The following is an 18,092-nucleotide window of genomic DNA, read 5'->3' as shown; positions in this document are numbered from 1 at the left end:
AAACGCAGACCTGGTTTATCGCTTTATCCGTCTGCCCCTGGCGCAGCAGAAGCTGTTTCTCGAAAAACTGGCGTCCAAGGGCGTCACGCTCGCGCAACTGCCCATCCCGGTGGCCAGGCACGATGTCGAACGCCCTGTGCTGTCCTATGCCCAGCAACGCCAGTGGTTTCTCTGGCAGCTGGAGCCCACCGGCTCGGCCTACAACATTCCGACCGCGCTCAGGTTCAGGGGGCAGCTCGACCTGGCAGCCCTGCAGCGCAGCTTCGCGACGCTGATCCAGCGTCATGAAGCCCTGCGCACGACCATTGCCGAGGAAGATGGCCAGCTGATGCAGGTCATCCACCCGAACCAGCCTTTCCAGCTGGCCCGCCAGGCCTTGGGGGCCGTGGAGGAGCAGGTTCTGCAGGCGCAGGTCGTGCTTGAGGTCCAGCAGCCGTTCGATCTGGTCCATGGGCCGCTGCTGCGGGTAAAACTGCTGGAACTGGCGCAGGACGAGCACGTGCTGGTGCTCACCTTGCACCATATCGTCGCCGATGGCTGGTCGATGCCCTTGCTCATCGATGAGTTGGTGCAGCTTTATGAGGGCTATAGCCAAGGTCGGCAGGTGGCGCTGGCCGAACTGCCGATCCAGTACGCCGATTATGCGATCTGGCAGCGTGCCTGGATGGACGCCGGCGAGCGTGAGCGTCAGCTGGCGTACTGGATGGCGCAGCTGGGCGACGACCACCCGGTGCTGGAACTGACCACCGACAGGCCACGCCCGGCGCTGCAAAGCTACCGCGGTGAGCGGATCGACGTTGACCTGGGCGAAGCGTTGAGCCAGTCACTCAAACAGCTGGCGCAGCACCAGGGGGCGACACCCTTCATGCTGCTGCTGGCGAGTTTCCAGGTACTGTTGCACCGCTACTCCGGGCAGGCCGATGTGCGCGTGGGCGTGCCCATCGCCAACCGTAACCGCGTAGAGACCGAGCGGCTGATCGGCTTTTTCGTCAATACCCAGGTGATGCGTGCCGAGTTCGATACGCAGCTGACCTTCACCGAGCTGTTGGCGCAAGTGCGGCAACGAGCCTTGGGCGCGCAGGTGCATCAGGACCTGCCATTCGAACAGCTGGTCGATGCCTTGCAGCCTGAACGCAGCCTGAGCCACAGCCCGTTGTTCCAGGTGATGTACAACCACCAGACCCGGGGCAAGGGCGAGCGCCGCAGCTTGCCCGGCCTGGAGGTGGAGAGCCTGCAATGGAACGTGCACGCGGCGCAGTTCGACCTCACGCTGGACAGCTTCGAACATGAGCTGGGCATCAGCGCCACGCTGACCTTTGCAACCGACCTGTTCGATGCCTCGACCATACAGCAGATGGCGCGGCACTGGCTGAACCTGCTACAGGGCATCGTCGGCAACCCAGGCCAGCGAGTGGCTGAGCTGCCATTGCTGGATGACGGGGAGCGGCAGCAGATCGTGCATGGCTGGAATGCCACGCAAACCGATTACCCAGGCGAAGCCAGCATCCACCAGCTGGTCGAAGCCCAGGTACTCGCCACCCCGGATGCCCCGGCGCTGGCCTTTGGCGAGCAGACCCTGAGCTATGCCGAGCTAAACCGCCGTAGCAACCAGCTGGCGCACAAGCTGCGCGAGCAGGGCGTGGGCCCGGACGTGCTGGTGGGCATCGCCATGGAGCGCAGCCTGGAGATGGTCATCGGTTTGCTCGGCATCGTGAAGGCCGGCGGCGCTTATGTGCCGCTGGACCCGGAATACCCCCAGGATCGCCTGAGCTACATGTTCGAGGACAGCGGCATCGCCTTGCTGCTGACCCAGTCGCACCTGCACGAAGCCCTGCCGATCCCGGCCGGCCTGCGCAGCCTGGACCTGGATACCGAGAACTTCGACGGCTACAGCGATGCCAATCCGAATGTCGACGTGGCCCCGTTGAACCTCGCCTACGTGATCTACACCTCCGGCTCCACCGGTCGCCCGAAGGGCGCTGGCAACAGCCATCAGGCGCTGGTCAACCGCCTGTGGTGGATGCAGAAGGCCTACGGCCTGGACGCCAGCGACAGTGTGCTGCAGAAAACCCCGTTCAGCTTCGACGTGTCGGTGTGGGAGTTCTTCTGGCCGCTGATGACCGGCGCGCGCCTGGTCGTGGCCCAGCCGGGCGCGCACCGCGACCCGCAGCTGCTGGTCGAAACCATCAACCATTACGGCATCAGCACGCTGCACTTCGTGCCGTCGATGCTGCAGGCGTTCATGACCCACGAAGCGGTCGAAAGCTGCGTCAGCCTCAAGCGCGTGGTGTGCAGCGGTGAAGCGTTGCCGGCCGAGTTGGCCCGCCAGACCCTGCAACGCCTGCCGGCGGCGGGCCTGTACAACCTGTACGGCCCGACCGAAGCGGCGATCGACGTGACCCACTGGACCTGCCAGCCGGACGAAAGCATCAGCGTGCCGATCGGCCAGCCGATCGACAACCTCAAGACCCATATCCTCGAAGGCAGCCTGCAACCGGCGGTACGCGGCAGTGCCGGCGAGCTGTACCTCGGTGGTGTCGGCCTGGCCCGTGGTTACCACCAACGCCCGGCGCTGACCGCCGAACGCTTCGTGCCGGACCCGTTCAGCGACAACGGCGGGCGCCTGTACCGCACCGGCGACCTGGCGCGCTACCGCGCCGATGGCGTGATCGACTACGCCGGGCGCATCGACCATCAGGTGAAGATCCGCGGCCTGCGCATCGAGCTGGGCGAGATCGAGGCGCGTCTATTGGAGCTGCCGAGTGTGCAGGAAGCCGTGGTGCTGGCCCAGGACGGGCCAAGCGGCAAGCAGCTGGTGGGTTATGTGGTGCCTGCCGACAGCACGCAAGACGAAGGCGCATTGCGCGACAGCCTGCGCGAGGCGCTCAAGGCCGGTTTGCCGGATTACATGGTGCCGGCGCATCTGCTGCTGCTCGGCAAGCTGCCGGTGACGCCGAACGGCAAGCTGGACCGCAAGGCCCTGCCGCAGCCGGATGCCAGCCAGTTGCAGGGCGAGTACATCGCGCCGCAGAGTGATCTGGAGCAGCAGATCGCGGCGATCTGGGCGGATGTGTTGAAGCTGGAAAAGGTGGGCCTGACCGACAACTTCTTCGAACTGGGCGGCGATTCGATCATCTCGTTGCAGGTGGTCAGCCGTGCGCGCCAGGTGGACATACGGTTCACCCCCAAGGAGCTGCTGCAGCATCAGACCGTGCAGGGGCTGGCCTCGGTTGCCCGGCGCAGCGAAGCACAAGCGCTGGAGCAGGGCGTGGTCACCGGGCCTCTGCCACTTGTTCCGGTGCAGCACTGGTTCTTCGAGCAAGCGGTTGTAGCACGTGACCACTGGAACCAGTCGGTGTTGCTCGAGCCCGGTGAGGCACTGGATGCGCAGCTGTTGAGCATGGCGCTGGGCAACCTGCATGCCCATCACGACCTGCTGCGGCTCAATGCCTGGCAGAGTGCCGGGCGCTGGCAGGCCACGATCGGCGCGCCGGTATCGACCGAGCTGCTGTGGGTACGCGAATGCGTTGATGCCGAGGCGCTGGAACGCTTGGCCGATCAGGCCCAGCGCAGCCTGAACCTGGCTCAGGGGCCATTGTTGCGCGCCGTGCTGGCAACGCTGGCAGACGGCAGTCAGCGGCTGCTGCTGGTCATTCATCATCTGGTGGTCGATGGCGTGTCATGGCGGATCCTGCTAGAAGACTTGCAACAGGCCTACCAGGCTCTTGTCCTCGGCCAGCCGTTGAAGTTGCCGGCCAAGACCAGCGCGTTCAAGGTCTGGGCCGAACAGCTGCAGGCCTATGCCAGCAGCCAGGCACTGCAACATGAACTGCACTACTGGCGTGATCAACTACAAGGCGCCAGCGATGCTTTGCCTTGCGATCATCCCCAGGGCGAAAACCTGCAGAAGCATGCAACGTCGGTCAGCACTCGCCTGGACCCGCTCTGGACCCGCAAGCTGTTGCAGCAGGCACCGGCAGCCTATCGCACGCAGATCAACGACCTGTTGTTGACGGCATTGGCCCGTGTGGTCAGCCGTTGGACCGCTCAGCCGCAGGTACTGGTGCGCCTGGAAGGCCATGGCCGCGAGGAACTGTTCGACGGTATCGACCTGAGCCGCACGGTGGGTTGGTTCACCAGCATGTACCCGGTCAACCTCAGCCCTCAGCCCGAGCTGGCCAGCTCGATCAAGACCATCAAGGAGCAACTGCGCGCGGTGCCCCACAAGGGTCTTGGCTATGGTGTGCTGCGTTACCTGGGGGCTGGTGAAGCTCGGCAGACGTTAACGGCGCTGGCCCAGGGGGCGATCATCTTCAACTACCTGGGGCAGTTCGATGGCAGCTTCGACCAGCAGGCGAGCCTGTTCAGACCGGCCAGCGAGAATGCCGGGCTGAACCAGGATGAGGATGCGCCATTGAGCAGCCTGCTGGCGCTCAATGGCCAGGTGTACGGCGGCGAGCTGACACTGGGCTGGACGTTCAGCCGTGAAGTCTTCGATACCTCGACCATCCAGCAACTGGCCGATGCCTATGCAGAAGAACTCAAGGCCTTGATCAACCATTGCTGCCAGGATGACACCCAAGGCCTCACGCCATCGGACTTCCCCTTGGCCCGTCTGAACCAGGCGCAACTGGACGACCTGCCGGTACCTGCTGCTCAGATTGCCGATATCTACCCGCTGTCGCCGATGCAACAGGGCATGCTGTTCCATACCCTGCAGGAGAGCGACGCCGCGCTGTACATCAACCAGACTGCGGTCGATGTGCACGGCCTGGACATAGACCGCTTCGTCGCGGCCTGGAACCAGGTGATCGCCAGCCACGACATCCTGCGCACGGTCTTCCTGTCATCGGCCCGGTGGGCGGAGCCCTTGCAGGTGGTTCAGCGTCAGGCCAGCCTGCCGCTGCGCGTGCTCGACTGGCGTGGGCGTGAGGTGACCAGCGACGCCTTGCAGGCGCTGGCCGCCGAAGAGGCCGCCGAAGGCTTCGACCTGGCGTGTGCCCCCCTGATGCGCCTGACACTGGTTCGAGTGGATGAGCAACGCCTGCACCTGATCTGGTCCCGCCACCACATCCTCATGGATGGCTGGAGCAATTCACGGTTGCTGGGCGAGGTGTTGCAGGTTTATCACGGCCGGCCCGCCAGCCATGCGGGGGGGCGCTTCGGTGACTACATCCGTTGGCTCGCCGAGCAGCCGATGGGCAAGCTGGAGCAGTTCTGGAGCGAGAAGCTGCGTGCCCTGGAGGGGCCGACGCTGTTGGCCGACAGTGTTGCACCGCAGGCGGACGGCAAGCTTGTCGGGCACCATGCGCTGTACCTGCATTGGGATGCGCAGCGCACGCAACACCTGCGTGACCAGGCCCGGCGCCTGAGGGTTACGGCCAATACCCTGGTCCAGGCCACCTGGCTGTTGCTGCTGCAACGCTACACCGGCCAGGCCAGCGTGTGCTTCGGCGCCACAGTGGCCGGGCGCCCCAGCAGCCTGGCCGGTGCAGGCGAGATGCTGGGGCTGTTCATCAACACGCTACCGGTGGTGCAGGCGCCGCAACCCCAGCACATTGTCAGCGACTGGCTGCACCAGCTGCAGCACTACAACCTGGAACTGCGCGACCACGAGCATGCAGCGCTGGCCGATGTGCAACGCTGGGCCGGGCGGCCAGGGCAGGCGCTGTTCGACAGCATTGTGGTGTTCGAGAACTACCCGGTTGACGACCGCCTGCGCGAGGGCGGCGGCGGAACGTTGCGCTTTGGCGAAGTACGTAACCGCGACGTCACCAACTATGCCATGGACCTGGCCGTGCAATTGGGCGAAACCTTTTCGGTAGAGTTCCTGTACCTGCGCAACCGCTTTACCGAAGCCGCTGTCGAGTGCCTGCGCGGCAGTTTCGAAAGCCTGCTGAGCGCCATGCTGGACAATCCCCAGGCCACGCTGGGCAGCCTGGGCATGCTGACGCCGGCGCAGGCAAGGCACGCCGACCTGCGCAACCAGCTTGCGGCACCTGGGCGCGAGCAGCCGCTGCTCGCCGAGCGTGTCGCCGGGCATGCCCGTGAGCGTGGCGAGGCCATGGCGGTAGTCTGCGGCGGCCAACAGTTGACCTATGGCCAGCTGGACGCGCGCGCCAACCGCCTTGCCCACCACCTGATCGCGCAGGGCGTGCGCCCGGAAAGCTGCGTGGGTATTGCCCTGGAGCGGTCGGTGGAGGTGATCGTGGCCTTCCTGGCGGTGATGAAGACCGGCGCAGCTTATGTGCCACTGGATATCGACTACCCACAAGAGCGCCTGCAGTGGATCGTCGAGGACTCGGCAATGCACCTGCTGGTCACCAGCAGTGGCCTGCGCCAGCGCTTTACCCAGGTAGCGCGGTGCGTCGAGCTCGACCAGCAAGCGCTGGACCATCTGCCTGCTACTGCACCTGAACAGCGCGCGTGTGCGGATAACCTGGCCTATCTGATCTACACGTCTGGTTCTACCGGCAAGCCCAAAGGTGTGGCGGTGAGCCACGGCCAGATTCGCATGCACTGCCAGGCCATCGCCGGGCTGTACGAGATGGACCTGCAGACCCGCGAGCTGCTGTTCATGTCGTTCGCCTTCGACGGGGCGCAGGAACGCTGGCTGTCGACGTTGTCCTCGGGTGGTTGCCTGGTGGTGCGTGACAACCGGCTATGGACGGCAGAAGAAACCTGGCAGACCTTGCATGCCCAGCGTATCGATATCGCCTGCTTCCCGCCGGCCTACCTTCAACAGTTGGCCGAATTCGCCGATAGCCAGCAGCAGCCCGCGCCAGCGGTGCGGGTGTACTGCTTTGGCGGCGATGCGGTACCGGACGCCCTGTTCGAGCACGTCAAGCGCACGCTGCGTCCGCGCTGGTTGACCAACGGCTATGGGCCGACGGAAACCGTGGTTACGCCTCTGCTGTGGAAAGTGCCGGTGCAACGAACCTGTGAGGCTGTGTACGCGCCGATTGGCGACCGCGTGGGCGAGCGCACGCTGCACGTACTGGACCCGCACCTCAACCCGCTGCCCGATGGTGTGGCCGGTGAGCTTTACATCGGCGGAGAGGGCGTGGCGCGTGGCTATCACCAGCGGGCCGCACTCACGGCCGAGCGCTTCGTGGCCGACCCGTTTGCCCCGGGTGGCCGCCTGTACCGCACCGGTGACCGGGTGCGTCGCCGCGCCGATGGCGTCATCGACTTCCTTGGGCGCCTGGACAACCAGCTGAAGATTCGCGGATTCCGCATCGAACCGGGAGAAATCGAGGCACGCCTGCGCAACCTGGTTGGCGTGCGCGATGCCGTGGTGGTGGCGCGTGACATCAGCACGGGCAAGCAACTGATCGGTTACGTGGTGACGGACAATGCCGATACCCGCGCCGAGCAATTACGTGATGCCCTGCGCGCCGACCTGCCGGATCACATGGTGCCGGCACAGCTTGTACTGATGCCGGAGCTGCCGCTCACACCCAATGGCAAGATCGACCGCAATGGCCTGCCGGCACCCGAGTTTGCAGGCCGGGCATGGGTTGCCCCGCGTAATGCAATCGAGCAGGCGCTGGCAGCGATCTGGCAGGAAGTGCTGCAAGTCGAGCAGGTCGGTGTTGATGACAACTTCTTCGAACTGGGTGGTGACTCGCTGCGCGTGCTGAAGATGCTGTCCAAGGTCCGTGCCCGTGAGGATTTGCCGATCGAACTGAAACTGCGTGATGTGATTGCCCGGCCGACCATAGCCGAGTTGTCGGGTTATGCCCCCGACGATGCAAGCCTGGACCCGCTGTTGTTGCTGAACAGCCGAGTGAGCGCGAGTACACCGCTGTTCTGCCTGCATGCCGGGTTTGGCACGGTGTTCGATTACGAGCCATTGGCGCGCCGGCTGGAAGGCCGTTGCACGGTTTATGGCCTGCAATGCCGGATGCTGCTGGATCACGCCTGGGTGGATGATTCGCTGGAAACGATGGCTATCGATTACGCACAGTACATTCGCCAGAAGCAACCCGAAGGCCCTTATCAGCTGGCAGGTTGGTCGCTGGGCGGCACCCTGGCGGTGTTGGTGGCCAAAGAGTTGGAAAGCCAGGGGCAGCGGGTTGCGGTGCTGGCCTTGGTGGACAGCTTCGTGCCCTCGGCCAGGCAAGCCGTGCAGGAAAGTGACTGGAGCGCCGACCTGCGTGGCTTCCTGGCGGTGATTCTCGGGGTTTCGGCCGATGCACTGGTGCTGCCGGTCGTGCCGGTCGGCAGTACTCAGGATGCCCTGGAGCGCGTGATCGAAACGGCACGGGCCGCACAGGTTGCACAGTCGGCCTATGCCGAAATCGGCAACGCTGATCTGGCGCAGACCTTTGTCGTGGCCATGAAACTCAAGGCGCTTTCGCGTCAGTTGCGCCAGCTACCGTCTACCGAGGCAGCGGCAAGTTGCTGGTGGGCGGGGGAGGGCGCGCACGTGGGTGGCATCTCGGGTAGCTGCCAGGACATTGCTGTTGACGCCGGGCACTATGACATCCTTGAGCAGGTGGATGTCCTTGAGGGGGTGATTGCCAGGCTGTTGCTGGCAGATACGATCAGCCAGTAAACCTGCTCACTCTTTGCAGGAGCGGCCTTGTGTCGCGAAAGGGCCGCAACGCGGCCCCAGGGGCTCAGCAGTGATGCAGGAATTGCCGGGGCTGCCTTGCAGCCCTTTCGCGACACAAGGCCGCTCCTACAACGGACCGCGTACCGAAGCGAAGACCATGCAGGCATGAAAAAGGCGACCTCCAGGGTCGCCTTTTTTCGTTCTGCTGATCAGAAATCGTAGCGCAGGTTCAGCGTCGCGTTCCTCGGCGCGCCATAGTGGCCATAGTTGCCGGCCAGGCCTGCGTAGTATTTCTTGTCGAACAGGTTATCCACGTTCAGCGTGGCGGCCAGGTGCTCGCTGATCTTGTAGCGGGCCATCAGGCTGGCCACGGCGTAGTCTTCCTGGGTGATGCGCGTGTTGTAGCGGGTGGCCAGGGATTGCTGGGAGTTCCAGTTGACCCCACCACCAACAGTCAGGCGCTCCCATTCGCCGGGCAGGCGGTAGGTAGTCCACAGGCGGAATGTATCCAGCGGCAGTTGAGACGTCAGCCGAGTGCCATTGGCATCTTCCGTGCGGGAGTGGCTGTAACCGGTATGAACTTCAAGCCCGCGAGCCACTTCGCCGGACAGTTCAAGATCAATGCCCTTGGTTTCGGCGCCGCTGACCGCGCGGTAAGCGGTGGAGTTAGGCACGCCCGGTACGCTGAAACCGGTGTCTTCCTCTGCAAGGTTGTCGCGCTTGATGAGGTAGATCGCCGCGTTGGCGTTCAGGCGACCATCGTAGAATTCACCTTTCCAGCCCATTTCATAGTTCTGCCCGATCACAGGGTCCAGCACCTTGCCGGTACGGTCGCGGCTGGTCTGGGGCTTGAAGATATCGGTGTAGCTGGCGTACACCGATTGCTCATCGGTCAGGTCGTAGATCAGGCCGGCGTACGGTGTTACCTCTCCGTGCTCCTTAAGTTGCGTGGGGTTGCCAGTGCCAGTGGTCAATACCACCTGGTTCGAGTCCGAACGGTAGTTGGTGGTACGGGCACCGAGAATCATGTGCAGGTCGTCGGTGAAGTTGAGCCGGGTGGCAATGAAGTAACCGGTCTGGCGGATGGTCAGGTCGTAGTCCAGCAGTGGCGAATAGTTGCCAGGTTGCGGTATGCGGTTGCCCCAGGTGTAGAAGTTGAATGTGGCTTCCCCAGCTCTGCCGGTGAAGTGGTTGTTCTCGTAATCCATGTAGTCGAAGCCGGTAACCAGTTCGTGGGTCTGGCCAAACAGCTCGAAAGGCCCCTGCAGCGTGATGTTCATGCCCCGCTGAACCTGGTGGGCATCGACTTGCAGCAGGTCGGACTTGGCGTTGCCGGTGGCTTGATCGAGGGTAGATACGCCCGCACCGGTGCGGTAGAACGCCGACAGCGAGTCGCGATCGACATCCATGTAGTTGCCGGCCATCTTCAACTGCCAACCATTGCCAAGCTCCTGGTCCAGGCCGAAGGAGTAGTTCTTGGTGGTGTAGTCTTCATACATCCAGCGCGGCCCGGAACTGGTCGAGCGGGAGAAGTTGGTGGGCTGGCCATTGCTGAAGAACAGCGGCACACCTGGCGCGCCATTGGCGTCGTAGGTCTGGTAGTCCATGCCGAAGCGCACGGTGGTGGTATCGGTCAGGTCTGCTTCGAGCACGCCGTAGACCAGGTCACGGTCCTGGCTGTACCAGTCCATGTAGCTCTGGTTGCTCTGCTTGGCGGCCACCAGGCGGCCGCGCAGCTTGCCGCTTTCGATCAGTGGGCCGGACACGTCGGCCTCGGTGCGATAGTAGTCCCACGAGCCCACACCGGCCTGCACATACGACTGGAATTCACGCGTGGGGCGCTTGCGTACCATGTTGACCACACCGTTGGGCTCGCCCGCACCGGTCATCAGGCCAGTGGCACCGCGGACGATCTCGATGCGGTCGAACATGGCCATGTCCATCAGGGTGTTGGGCATGTTGCGCGTCAGGTAGTCCTGCGCGGTGTTCACGCCATCGAGCTGGTAGGTGCTGATTTCCGAGCCGCGCGAATAGATATGAAAGCGCTCGCCACCGTCCTGGGACATGGTGATGCCCGGGTTCTGCTTCAGCACGTCGGTAATGGTCGCCAGGTGCTGGTCGTCCATTTGCTGGCGGGTGATGACGCTGATGCTTTGCGGTGTTTCGCGTATCGACAGGTTCATGCGGGTGGCCGTGCTGGTCACGCCGGTGGTGTAGGAACCCGTGCCTTCGGTAGTGGCCCCCAGGCCCACGCTATTGACGTTGGTCGCCGAAAGCTCGACCTGGCCGTCCTTTGCGGCTGAACCCGCTGTTACCGTCACGGTGTTGCCGTCGATCTGATAACGCAGCCCGCTGCCGCCCAGCAGGATGCGCAGGGACGAAGCGAGGTCGTGGCGCCCTTTGAGTGCGGAGGAGCGCAGGCCACCGATATCTTCCGGGCTGTACAGCAACTGGGTATCGGTCTGCCTGGCCAGTGCCTGCAACGCCGAGTTCATCGACTGCGCGGGAATATCCAGTGTCCACTCCTGCGCCTGCACCTGGGCAACCATCGCAGCGGATATCGCCAGGCCCAGGCCGATGCGTGTGAACGCGCGCTGGGGACGAAGGGAATGACGGATCAGTAGTGCTTTGGCAAGCGGGTTGAGCGAGCCGGGGAGGGACTTGGACATCTATTGCGGTCTCGTTGGCAGAGGGGTTTTTTACTATGTCAGCTATATGACGCAGCACCTGTGAAAAACCGGAACGATTCTTATTGGCGATTTTTTTGGGCGATGCTGCGTTAACCGCGTCACAACTTCACAGTTCACGTGCTACGCGAAAGCCGAGGAAGTCACCGCGGGTGGTCTTGAGGCGGTCGTTGCGGTTGGCCGAGCGGGAGAAGATCGGCGGCTCGCCCCAGTCGTTGCCGCGCATGTGCGCGCGGATGCACTTGGGGTCCTGGATCCAGGCACTGCCGTCGGTGGGGGCGCCTTCGTAGCTGTCGTGGTAGCAGTCGGCGACCCATTCGTAGACGTTGCCGTGCATGTCGTACATGCCGAAGGCATTGGGCGGGTAGCTGCCCACCGGGGCGGTGAAGGTATGCCCGTCCTTGGGGCCATAGGTGTTGGCGTGCTTGCTGATCTCGTACTTGCCAGGTTCGTCGAAGGGGAAGGGGAACGGGCCGCTGGAACCGGCACGGGCGGCATATTCGCGTTCGGCTTCGCTGACCATGCGGTATGGCTTGCCGGTGGTTTCAGCCAGCCATCGGGTGTAGGCCTGTACTTCGTCGTAGTCGATGCATACCGCCGGCTGGCGGGGGCCTTGCTTGTAGCTGGGCTTGCTGGCTTCGCACCAGCGGCCGGGGCGGTCGTCGCCGCTCTTGATGACGGTGCCGGTGGCCTTGATATAGGCGTCCAGTTCGCCGGCGGTGACCTGATAGCGGCTCATGGCGAAGGGCTTGGCGAAGGTCACGGTGTGCAGCGGGCCCTCGTCGGGCTGGCGGCCGACTTCGTCGTCAGGGGCCCCCATCACGTAGCTGCCGGCGGGCAGCACGACCATTTCGGGGCAGTCCTTGCAATCCTTGAACACGTCGCCGGGCTTGGCGGCATGGGCGTAGGCGCTGACCAGCAGCAGGCAGGTGATCTGGGCTGGCCGGTAGAGCCAGGCGGATACGTTCATCGGTGGTCCTCGAAACGGGTGAATGCGGGCTGCGTTTCGCATTCAGACGAATCGGGGCGGTGACAAATTAGCCAACATCCAAGGTAGCGCGGTCTTCTTGTGGGAGCGGCCTTGTGTCGCGAAAGGGGCGCGCAGCGGCCCCGCACTCTCAGCTTCGCCGCAGATATTGCTGGGGCCGCTCTGCGGCCCTTTCGCGACACAAGGCCGCTCCCACAAAAGCTGTTCCCGCGAGTACCGTAGGCACTGGTTGCAAGGCATGGGGCACCGGGCTATAGTCCAGCCCACTGCATTCTTCCCGAAGACCTGTTCATGCCAGCCAGCCCATCCACCACAAGCTTTGCCATCGCGCCAGTCGCGGGCATGGTCGTGCGTGGCTGCCAGCAGCCGGCGATGATCAGTCACTATCCACCACCACCTGTCAGTGGCGTCGTAGGCGGCGTAGCTCCGCCTCCTTGCGTGGTCGTGTTGGGCTGATCGGCTTCTGGCCGCATCCCTTCGCACACGCAACCTACTGAACACGGTCGGCGACTTCCCACGCTGAAGCGCACGCCGTCCGTCTGGCTTATTCGCCTTGAATCAGGTGGCAATACATGTCTGTCTTTAGCAAAGCATCCGTGGCCTCGGCGGCCACTACCAGCCTGTTCGTCCTGCTGTGGAGCAGCGGGGCGATCGTCTCCAAGCTCGGCCTGGCGCATGCCAGCCCGTTTGCCTTCCTGCTGTTGCGCTCGGCGCTGGCCCTGGCCGGGCTGCTGTTGATCGGCCCGTTGCTGGGGTTGCGCTGGCCGCGCAGTCGCGGGGCCATCCTGCGGGCCCTGGGCACTGGCTGTGTGCTGCTCGGCGCTTACCAGATCTTCTACCTGCTGGCGCTCGATACCCATGTCACCCCCGGCATCATGGCCACGGTGATGGGGGTACAACCGATCCTGACCGTGGTGCTGATGGAGCGCCAGCGCTCCTGGAGCCGCTTGTTCGGCCTCGGGTTGGGGCTTGGCGGGTTGATCATGGTGGTCTACCAGGGCATCAACCTGGGCGGGGTATCGCTGGCGGGGATGTTGTTCGCCTTGCTGGCGCTGGGCAGCATGACCTTCGGCTCGATCCTGCAGAAGCGCATCACCGACAACCCCATGGGCACGCTGCCGCTGCAGTACCTGGCCGGCTTTGCCATGTGCGCGCTGTTCGCGCCGCTGCAGCCGCTGCATGTGGAGTGGACTGGCGGTTTCGTCGGCGCGCTGCTGTGGATGGGGCTGGTGGTCTCGCTGCTGGCGACCCTGCTGCTTTACCGGCTGATCGCCAAGGGTAACCTGGTCAATGTCACCAGCCTGTTCTACCTGGTGCCGGCAGTGACCGCGGTGATGGACCTGCTGATCTTCGGCAACCGCCTGGCGCCGCTCAGCCTGCTGGGCATGGGGCTGATCGTGGTGGGCCTGCTGTTCGTGTTCCGCAAGCCCGCCGCGCGCCTGGCCGAGGCGTAGGCCCTAGCGGAATTCTTCGGGGATGGCGTGGCGCAGTACGCCTTCCTCGAAGTCCAGCAGGCCGGCTTCGCGCTGGGTGAGCAGGTAGTAGAGCAAGGTGTCGAGCGTGCGCTGCGGCGGGACCTCGACCGCCAGCATCTTCACCGCCTGCTCGGTTTCGCAGTTGCAGCCGAAGTCGTGCAAGGCCGCGCATACCTGGTCCAGGGTTTCCGGGGGCTTGACGATCACCCGGAACACCGAGCTGCCGCTGCTGCGGCGTAGTTCGGCGAACCAGGTTTCGCCGGCTTCCTCACGGGTGCCGATCACGTCGCCCGGGGCGATGCCGTAGACATGGAAGGGAATGTTGTCGACGGCATAGCCGCCTTCCACGGCCTTGGCCCACAGGCCCTCGACCGAGGCGGGCGGGTAGCCGTTTTCGTCCTGCTCCAGGCGGAACAGGACCTTCTTGTACGCGTCGTTCATCCTGTACCCCGCTTCAGCTGCGTGCCGGGCGCAGCACCAGCCACAATGCCAGGCCAATCAGCAGGCCGCCATACAGGTGCGCCATCGACAACGGTTCGTCCAGCAGCCACGCCCCCCACAATACGCCGAATACCGGGATCAGGAAGGTCACGGTGCTGGCCTTGACCGGGCCGATCTCCTCCAGCAGGCGGAAGTACAGGATGTAGGCGAACGCTGTGCACAGCAGGCCCAGGCCGAGCAGCGACAGCCACACCTGCCAGCCGCCCCAGCTGGCGGGTGGCTGGCTCAGCGCGCTCCAAGCGAACAGCGGGCTCAGCATCAGGGTGGCGCCGAGCATGCTGCCCAGTGCCGACAGGCGGCTGTCCAGCCCGCTGACCCAGCGGCGGGCGAGGAAGCCGGCAAAGCCGTAGCAGGTGGTGGCCGCCAGGCAGGCGAGGGCGCCTTGCAGCAGGGCCAGGTCCAGGGCCACCGGGCCGGCACCGCTGAGGATGCCGACGCCGAACAGGCCCAGGAAGATGCCGCAGAGCTTGGCCAGGGTCATCGGTTCGCGGAAGAACAGCACGCCGACCAGCACACCCATCAGCGGTGTGGTGGCGTTGAAGATTGCCGAGTAGCCGGCGGGCAGCACCTGGGCGGCCACGGAGTAGAACGTGGCGGGGATACCGGAATTGATCATGCCCAGCACCAGGCAGGCCCCGAGCTTGCCCTGGAAGTCCCAACGCACGCGGGCGGCAGCGAGCAGTGCCACCAGGCCCAGGCAAGCGATGGACACGCGGAAGAACGCCGTCGGCACCGTGCCCAGTTCGGGGGCGATGATGCGCATGAACAGGAAGCTCGCCCCCCAGACGGCGGCAAGGGTCAGCAGGCGGGCTAGGGCGATGGGGCTCACAACGGTCTCCGGAGGCAGGGCAGGGGCGCGAGTGTACGCCAGGGGGGCTGGGGATTCTTGTGCTTTCTTGCGGTGTAAACCTGTGCCGGCCTCTTCGCGGGTAAACCCGCTCCCACAGGATTTCCACAGGGCCGAGCACTGCACAGAACCTGTGGGAGCGGGTTTACCCGCGAAGAGGCCGGTACAGGCGCCGTATTCCGGACAGGCAGACTAAGCTCTGTATCTCACCCCTGCACCGAGGTCTTCGCATGCCCCAGCCCTGGCCCGCTGTCGAAATCGCCCGGACGATCCTTGCCGGCTTCGACGACTACCGCGACCACTTCCAGCGCATCACCCTCGGTGCCCGCCAGCGCTTCGAGCAGGCGCGCTGGCAGGATATCCAGCGTGCCGCCGCCGCCCGTATCAATCTCTATGAAGAGAAGGTCGCCGAGGTCAACGGCTGGCTGCGCCAGAGCTTTGCCGAGGAGGTGCTGCTGGATGTGGAGCAATGGCCGTTGGTGAAGAACGCCTATATCCACCTGATCGACCCAAGGCTGGACGACGAGCTGTCCGAGACCTGGTACAACTCGCTGTTCTGCAGCCTGTTCAGCCACGACCTGATCAGCGACGGCTGCATGTTCATCCACACCACCCGACCGTCCATGCGCAGCCGTGAGCGCGCCGCGCAAACCCGTACCTATCGGCCTGACGGTGGGCTCAAGGGCCTGCTGCGAGCGGTGTTCAGCGATTACCCGTTCGATGTGCCGTACGGCGACCTGGAGGGCGACCTGGTGCGCCTGGAGGATCAACTGCGCGACTGCCTGCCGGACTGGGTATGCAAGGATCCGACCTTGGCGTTGGAGCTGTTTGTGCCGGTGCTTTACCGCAACAAGGGTGCCTACCTGGTCGGCCGTCTGTTCAACAGCGATGAGCAATGGCCGCTGGTAATCCCGCTGCTGCACCGCGAAGGGCACGGTATCGAGGCCGATGCGCTGATCACCGACGAGGCCGAGGTGTCGATCATCTTTTCCTTCACCCGCTCGTACTTCATGGTCGATGTGCCGGTGCCGGCGGAGTTCGTCAACTTCCTCAAACGCATCTTGCCGGGCAAGCACATTGCCGAGCTGTATACCTCCATCGGTTTCTACAAGCATGGCAAGTCGGAGTTCTACCGGGCGCTGATCAACCACCTGGCCAGCAGCGACGACCGCTTCGTCATGGCGCCCGGGGTGCGCGGCATGGTCATGAGCGTGTTCACCCTGCCGGGCTTCAACACCGTGTTCAAGATCATCAAGGACCGTTTTTCACCGTCGAAGACGGTCGACCGTGCCACGGTGATAGACAAGTACCGGCTGGTGAAAAGCGTCGACCGCGTCGGGCGCATGGCCGATACCCAGGAGTTCGCCGATTTTCGATTCCCGCGCAGCAAGTTCGAGCCGGAATGCCTGGCCGAACTGCTGGAGGTGGCGCCATCGACCGTGGCGCTCGAGGGTGACACGGTGCTGATCCGCCACTGCTGGACCGAGCGGCGCATGACGCCGCTGAACCTGTACCTGGAACACGCCAGCGAGGGCCAGGTGCTGGAGGCCCTGGAGGATTACGGCCTGGCCATCAAGCAGTTGGCGGCGGCGAATATCTTCCCTGGCGACATGCTGCTGAAGAACTTTGGCGTAACCCGCCATGGCCGGGTGGTGTTCTATGACTATGACGAGATCAGCTTCCTGACCGAGGTGAACTTCCGCCATATCCCGCCGCCGCGTTATCCGGAGGACGAGATGTCGGGCGAGCCGTGGTACTCGATCGGGCCGCATGACGTGTTCCCCGAGGAGTTTCCGCCGTTCCTGTTTGCCGATATCGGCCAGCGGCGCTTGTTCAGCCGCCTGCATGGGGAGTTGTACGACGCAGATTACTGGAAGGGGCTGCAGGCGGCGATTCGTGACGGGAAGGTGATCGATGTGTTTCCGTATCGGCGCAAGGGGCGGTGACTGTGCTTTAACAGGCCTGGCCCCTTCGCGGGTAAACCCGCTCCCACAGGTACGGCTCAGGATTCGAAACCAGTGGGGGCCCTGTGGGGGTTTACCCGCGAAGAGGCCAGGCCTGCTTTTCCCAGTTACCCCTTCAAACACTTCAATTCACTGAAATCGGTACGCACCTTGCCCAACCGTTCCTGCAGGTACCGCCGCTGCTGCGGGGTACTCTGGTGCACCAGGTCCACCAGCAAGCTGCGCGCCTGCTGCTCGGTATTCTGATACGCCGCCCGGTACTCCGGCGTCCACAAACTCTCCTTGCGCTGCAACAGCGTTGCCAGGCGCGGCTCGAAGCTGGCGTCGTTGCGCTGGTTCATCGCCAGCAGCAATTGCTGCTGCCAGTGCGCGCGGTTGGCGATCCATTCGCGGTTCTGGTCGCCCAGCGCCTGGGACCAGGCCTGCACGCGCTGCTTCTGTATCGCGGTCAGCTCGCCAAACCACGGCGTCAGGCGTTTCTCCATGCGTTCGGTACGGCGGGCTATCTGCTTGTCCAGCGGCGTATCCACATACTTCTTCTGCCGTTCGCTGATGTCCTCGCGGAACGCCTCGCGCATCTCCGCCACCTGGGCATCGCTCATGCCGCGCAGCAGCTCGGTGGCCGAAGGGGTGATTTCCTCGGCTACCCGGCCAATCGCCTCGCGGGCTTCGCGGGTACGCTGCTGCAGGGATTGGTCGGTCACCTGGTCGTCGGCGACCATGCCGCGTACCCGGTCCAGCCAGTCGAGGTAACCAGGCAGCTGGGTCTTGCAATGCCAGGCCAGGTGCTCCCGCAGGCGGTCGTCAAGCATGGCCTTCTGCTCGCTGTTCATGGCCAGGTAGTCGCCCAGCGACCACGGCACCAGGCGGTCGAGGTTGCGGTAGGCCAGGTCGATACGGCTGCAGGCGGCCAGGGCCAGGGCGCAGCCGATGGCGACGAGCAGGGCTTTGGACAGGCGTAGCGGCATGGGCTGCTCCTTGCGGGTGCTTGCCCGTCGGTAGACGCAAGAGGGACGCTGACGGTTCCACTGCATCAGCGGTCGGGCGGCGCGCTGGCTTCAGGTGTAGAA

General features: G+C 64.2%; 8 protein-coding genes. 3 read left to right on the top strand and 5 right to left on the bottom strand.

The features are described from left to right. Nucleotides 1-10 precede the first annotated feature (10 nt). Nucleotides 11-8,560, top strand: a complete 8,550-nt coding sequence (locus M1D87_RS19735; protein ID WP_409201687.1) for an amino acid adenylation domain-containing protein — start codon at nucleotides 11-13, stop codon at nucleotides 8,558-8,560. A gap of 209 nt (nucleotides 8,561-8,769) precedes the next feature. Here M1D87_RS19735 and M1D87_RS19730 read toward each other — a convergent pair whose 3' ends face one another. Then, nucleotides 8,770-11,229: a TonB-dependent siderophore receptor gene (locus M1D87_RS19730; protein ID WP_123083782.1), complete on the bottom strand. Its 2,460-nt coding sequence runs from the start codon at nucleotides 11,227-11,229 to the stop codon at nucleotides 8,770-8,772. 127 nt (nucleotides 11,230-11,356) lie between these two features. After that, entirely contained in the window at nucleotides 11,357-12,217 is an 861-nt protein-coding gene (pvdO, locus tag M1D87_RS19725) for a dihydropyoverdine dehydrogenase (protein ID WP_183596500.1), read from the bottom strand. 590 nt (nucleotides 12,218-12,807) lie between these two features. Here pvdO and M1D87_RS19720 point away from each other — a divergent pair. Beyond that, entirely contained in the window at nucleotides 12,808-13,689 is an 882-nt protein-coding gene (locus M1D87_RS19720) for a DMT family transporter (RefSeq protein ID WP_038410080.1), read from the top strand. A gap of 3 nt (nucleotides 13,690-13,692) precedes the next feature. Here the strand turns inward: M1D87_RS19720 and M1D87_RS19715 are convergent, their stop codons facing one another. Then, nucleotides 13,693-14,151, bottom strand: coding sequence for a DUF4265 domain-containing protein (locus M1D87_RS19715; RefSeq protein ID WP_421091808.1), 459 nt, complete (start codon nucleotides 14,149-14,151; stop codon nucleotides 13,693-13,695). 13 nt (nucleotides 14,152-14,164) lie between these two features. Further along, complete coding sequence (locus M1D87_RS19710) at nucleotides 14,165-15,040, bottom strand: DMT family transporter (RefSeq protein WP_046614694.1); 876 nt, start codon at nucleotides 15,038-15,040, stop codon at nucleotides 14,165-14,167. Between the two features lie 248 nt (nucleotides 15,041-15,288). Here M1D87_RS19710 and aceK point away from each other — a divergent pair, with 248 nt between their 5' ends. Beyond that, complete coding sequence (gene aceK / locus M1D87_RS19705) at nucleotides 15,289-17,004, top strand: bifunctional isocitrate dehydrogenase kinase/phosphatase (protein ID WP_123083779.1); 1,716 nt, start codon at nucleotides 15,289-15,291, stop codon at nucleotides 17,002-17,004. Between the two features lie 125 nt (nucleotides 17,005-17,129). On the opposite strand, the gene M1D87_RS19700 is transcribed toward aceK, so the two are convergent. Beyond that, a complete protein-coding gene (locus tag M1D87_RS19700; RefSeq protein ID WP_123083778.1) occupies nucleotides 17,130-17,990 on the bottom strand; it encodes a DUF6279 family lipoprotein in 861 nt (286 codons plus the stop codon). Nucleotides 17,991-18,092: the final 102 nt, after the last annotated feature.

The organism is Pseudomonas sp. SA233, from assembly GCF_054792385.1.
Note: the sequence above shows the minus strand (reverse complement) of the source record. Positions and strands in the feature narration are given on the sequence as shown.

What these genes read in the sequence shown, in the direction of transcription:
- M1D87_RS19730 (WP_123083782.1), bottom strand. Translation starts at nt 11,229, where the DNA reads ATGTCCAAGTCCCTCCCCGGCTCGCTCAACCCGCTTGCCAAAGCACTA.
- pvdO (WP_183596500.1), bottom strand. Translation starts at nt 12,217, where the DNA reads ATGAACGTATCCGCCTGGCTCTACCGGCCAGCCCAGATCACCTGCCTG.
- M1D87_RS19720 (WP_038410080.1), top strand. Translation starts at nt 12,808, where the DNA reads ATGTCTGTCTTTAGCAAAGCATCCGTGGCCTCGGCGGCCACTACCAGC.
- M1D87_RS19715 (WP_421091808.1), bottom strand. Translation starts at nt 14,151, where the DNA reads ATGAACGACGCGTACAAGAAGGTCCTGTTCCGCCTGGAGCAGGACGAA.
- aceK (WP_123083779.1), top strand. Translation starts at nt 15,289, where the DNA reads ATGCCCCAGCCCTGGCCCGCTGTCGAAATCGCCCGGACGATCCTTGCC.
- M1D87_RS19700 (WP_123083778.1), bottom strand. Translation starts at nt 17,990, where the DNA reads ATGCCGCTACGCCTGTCCAAAGCCCTGCTCGTCGCCATCGGCTGCGCC.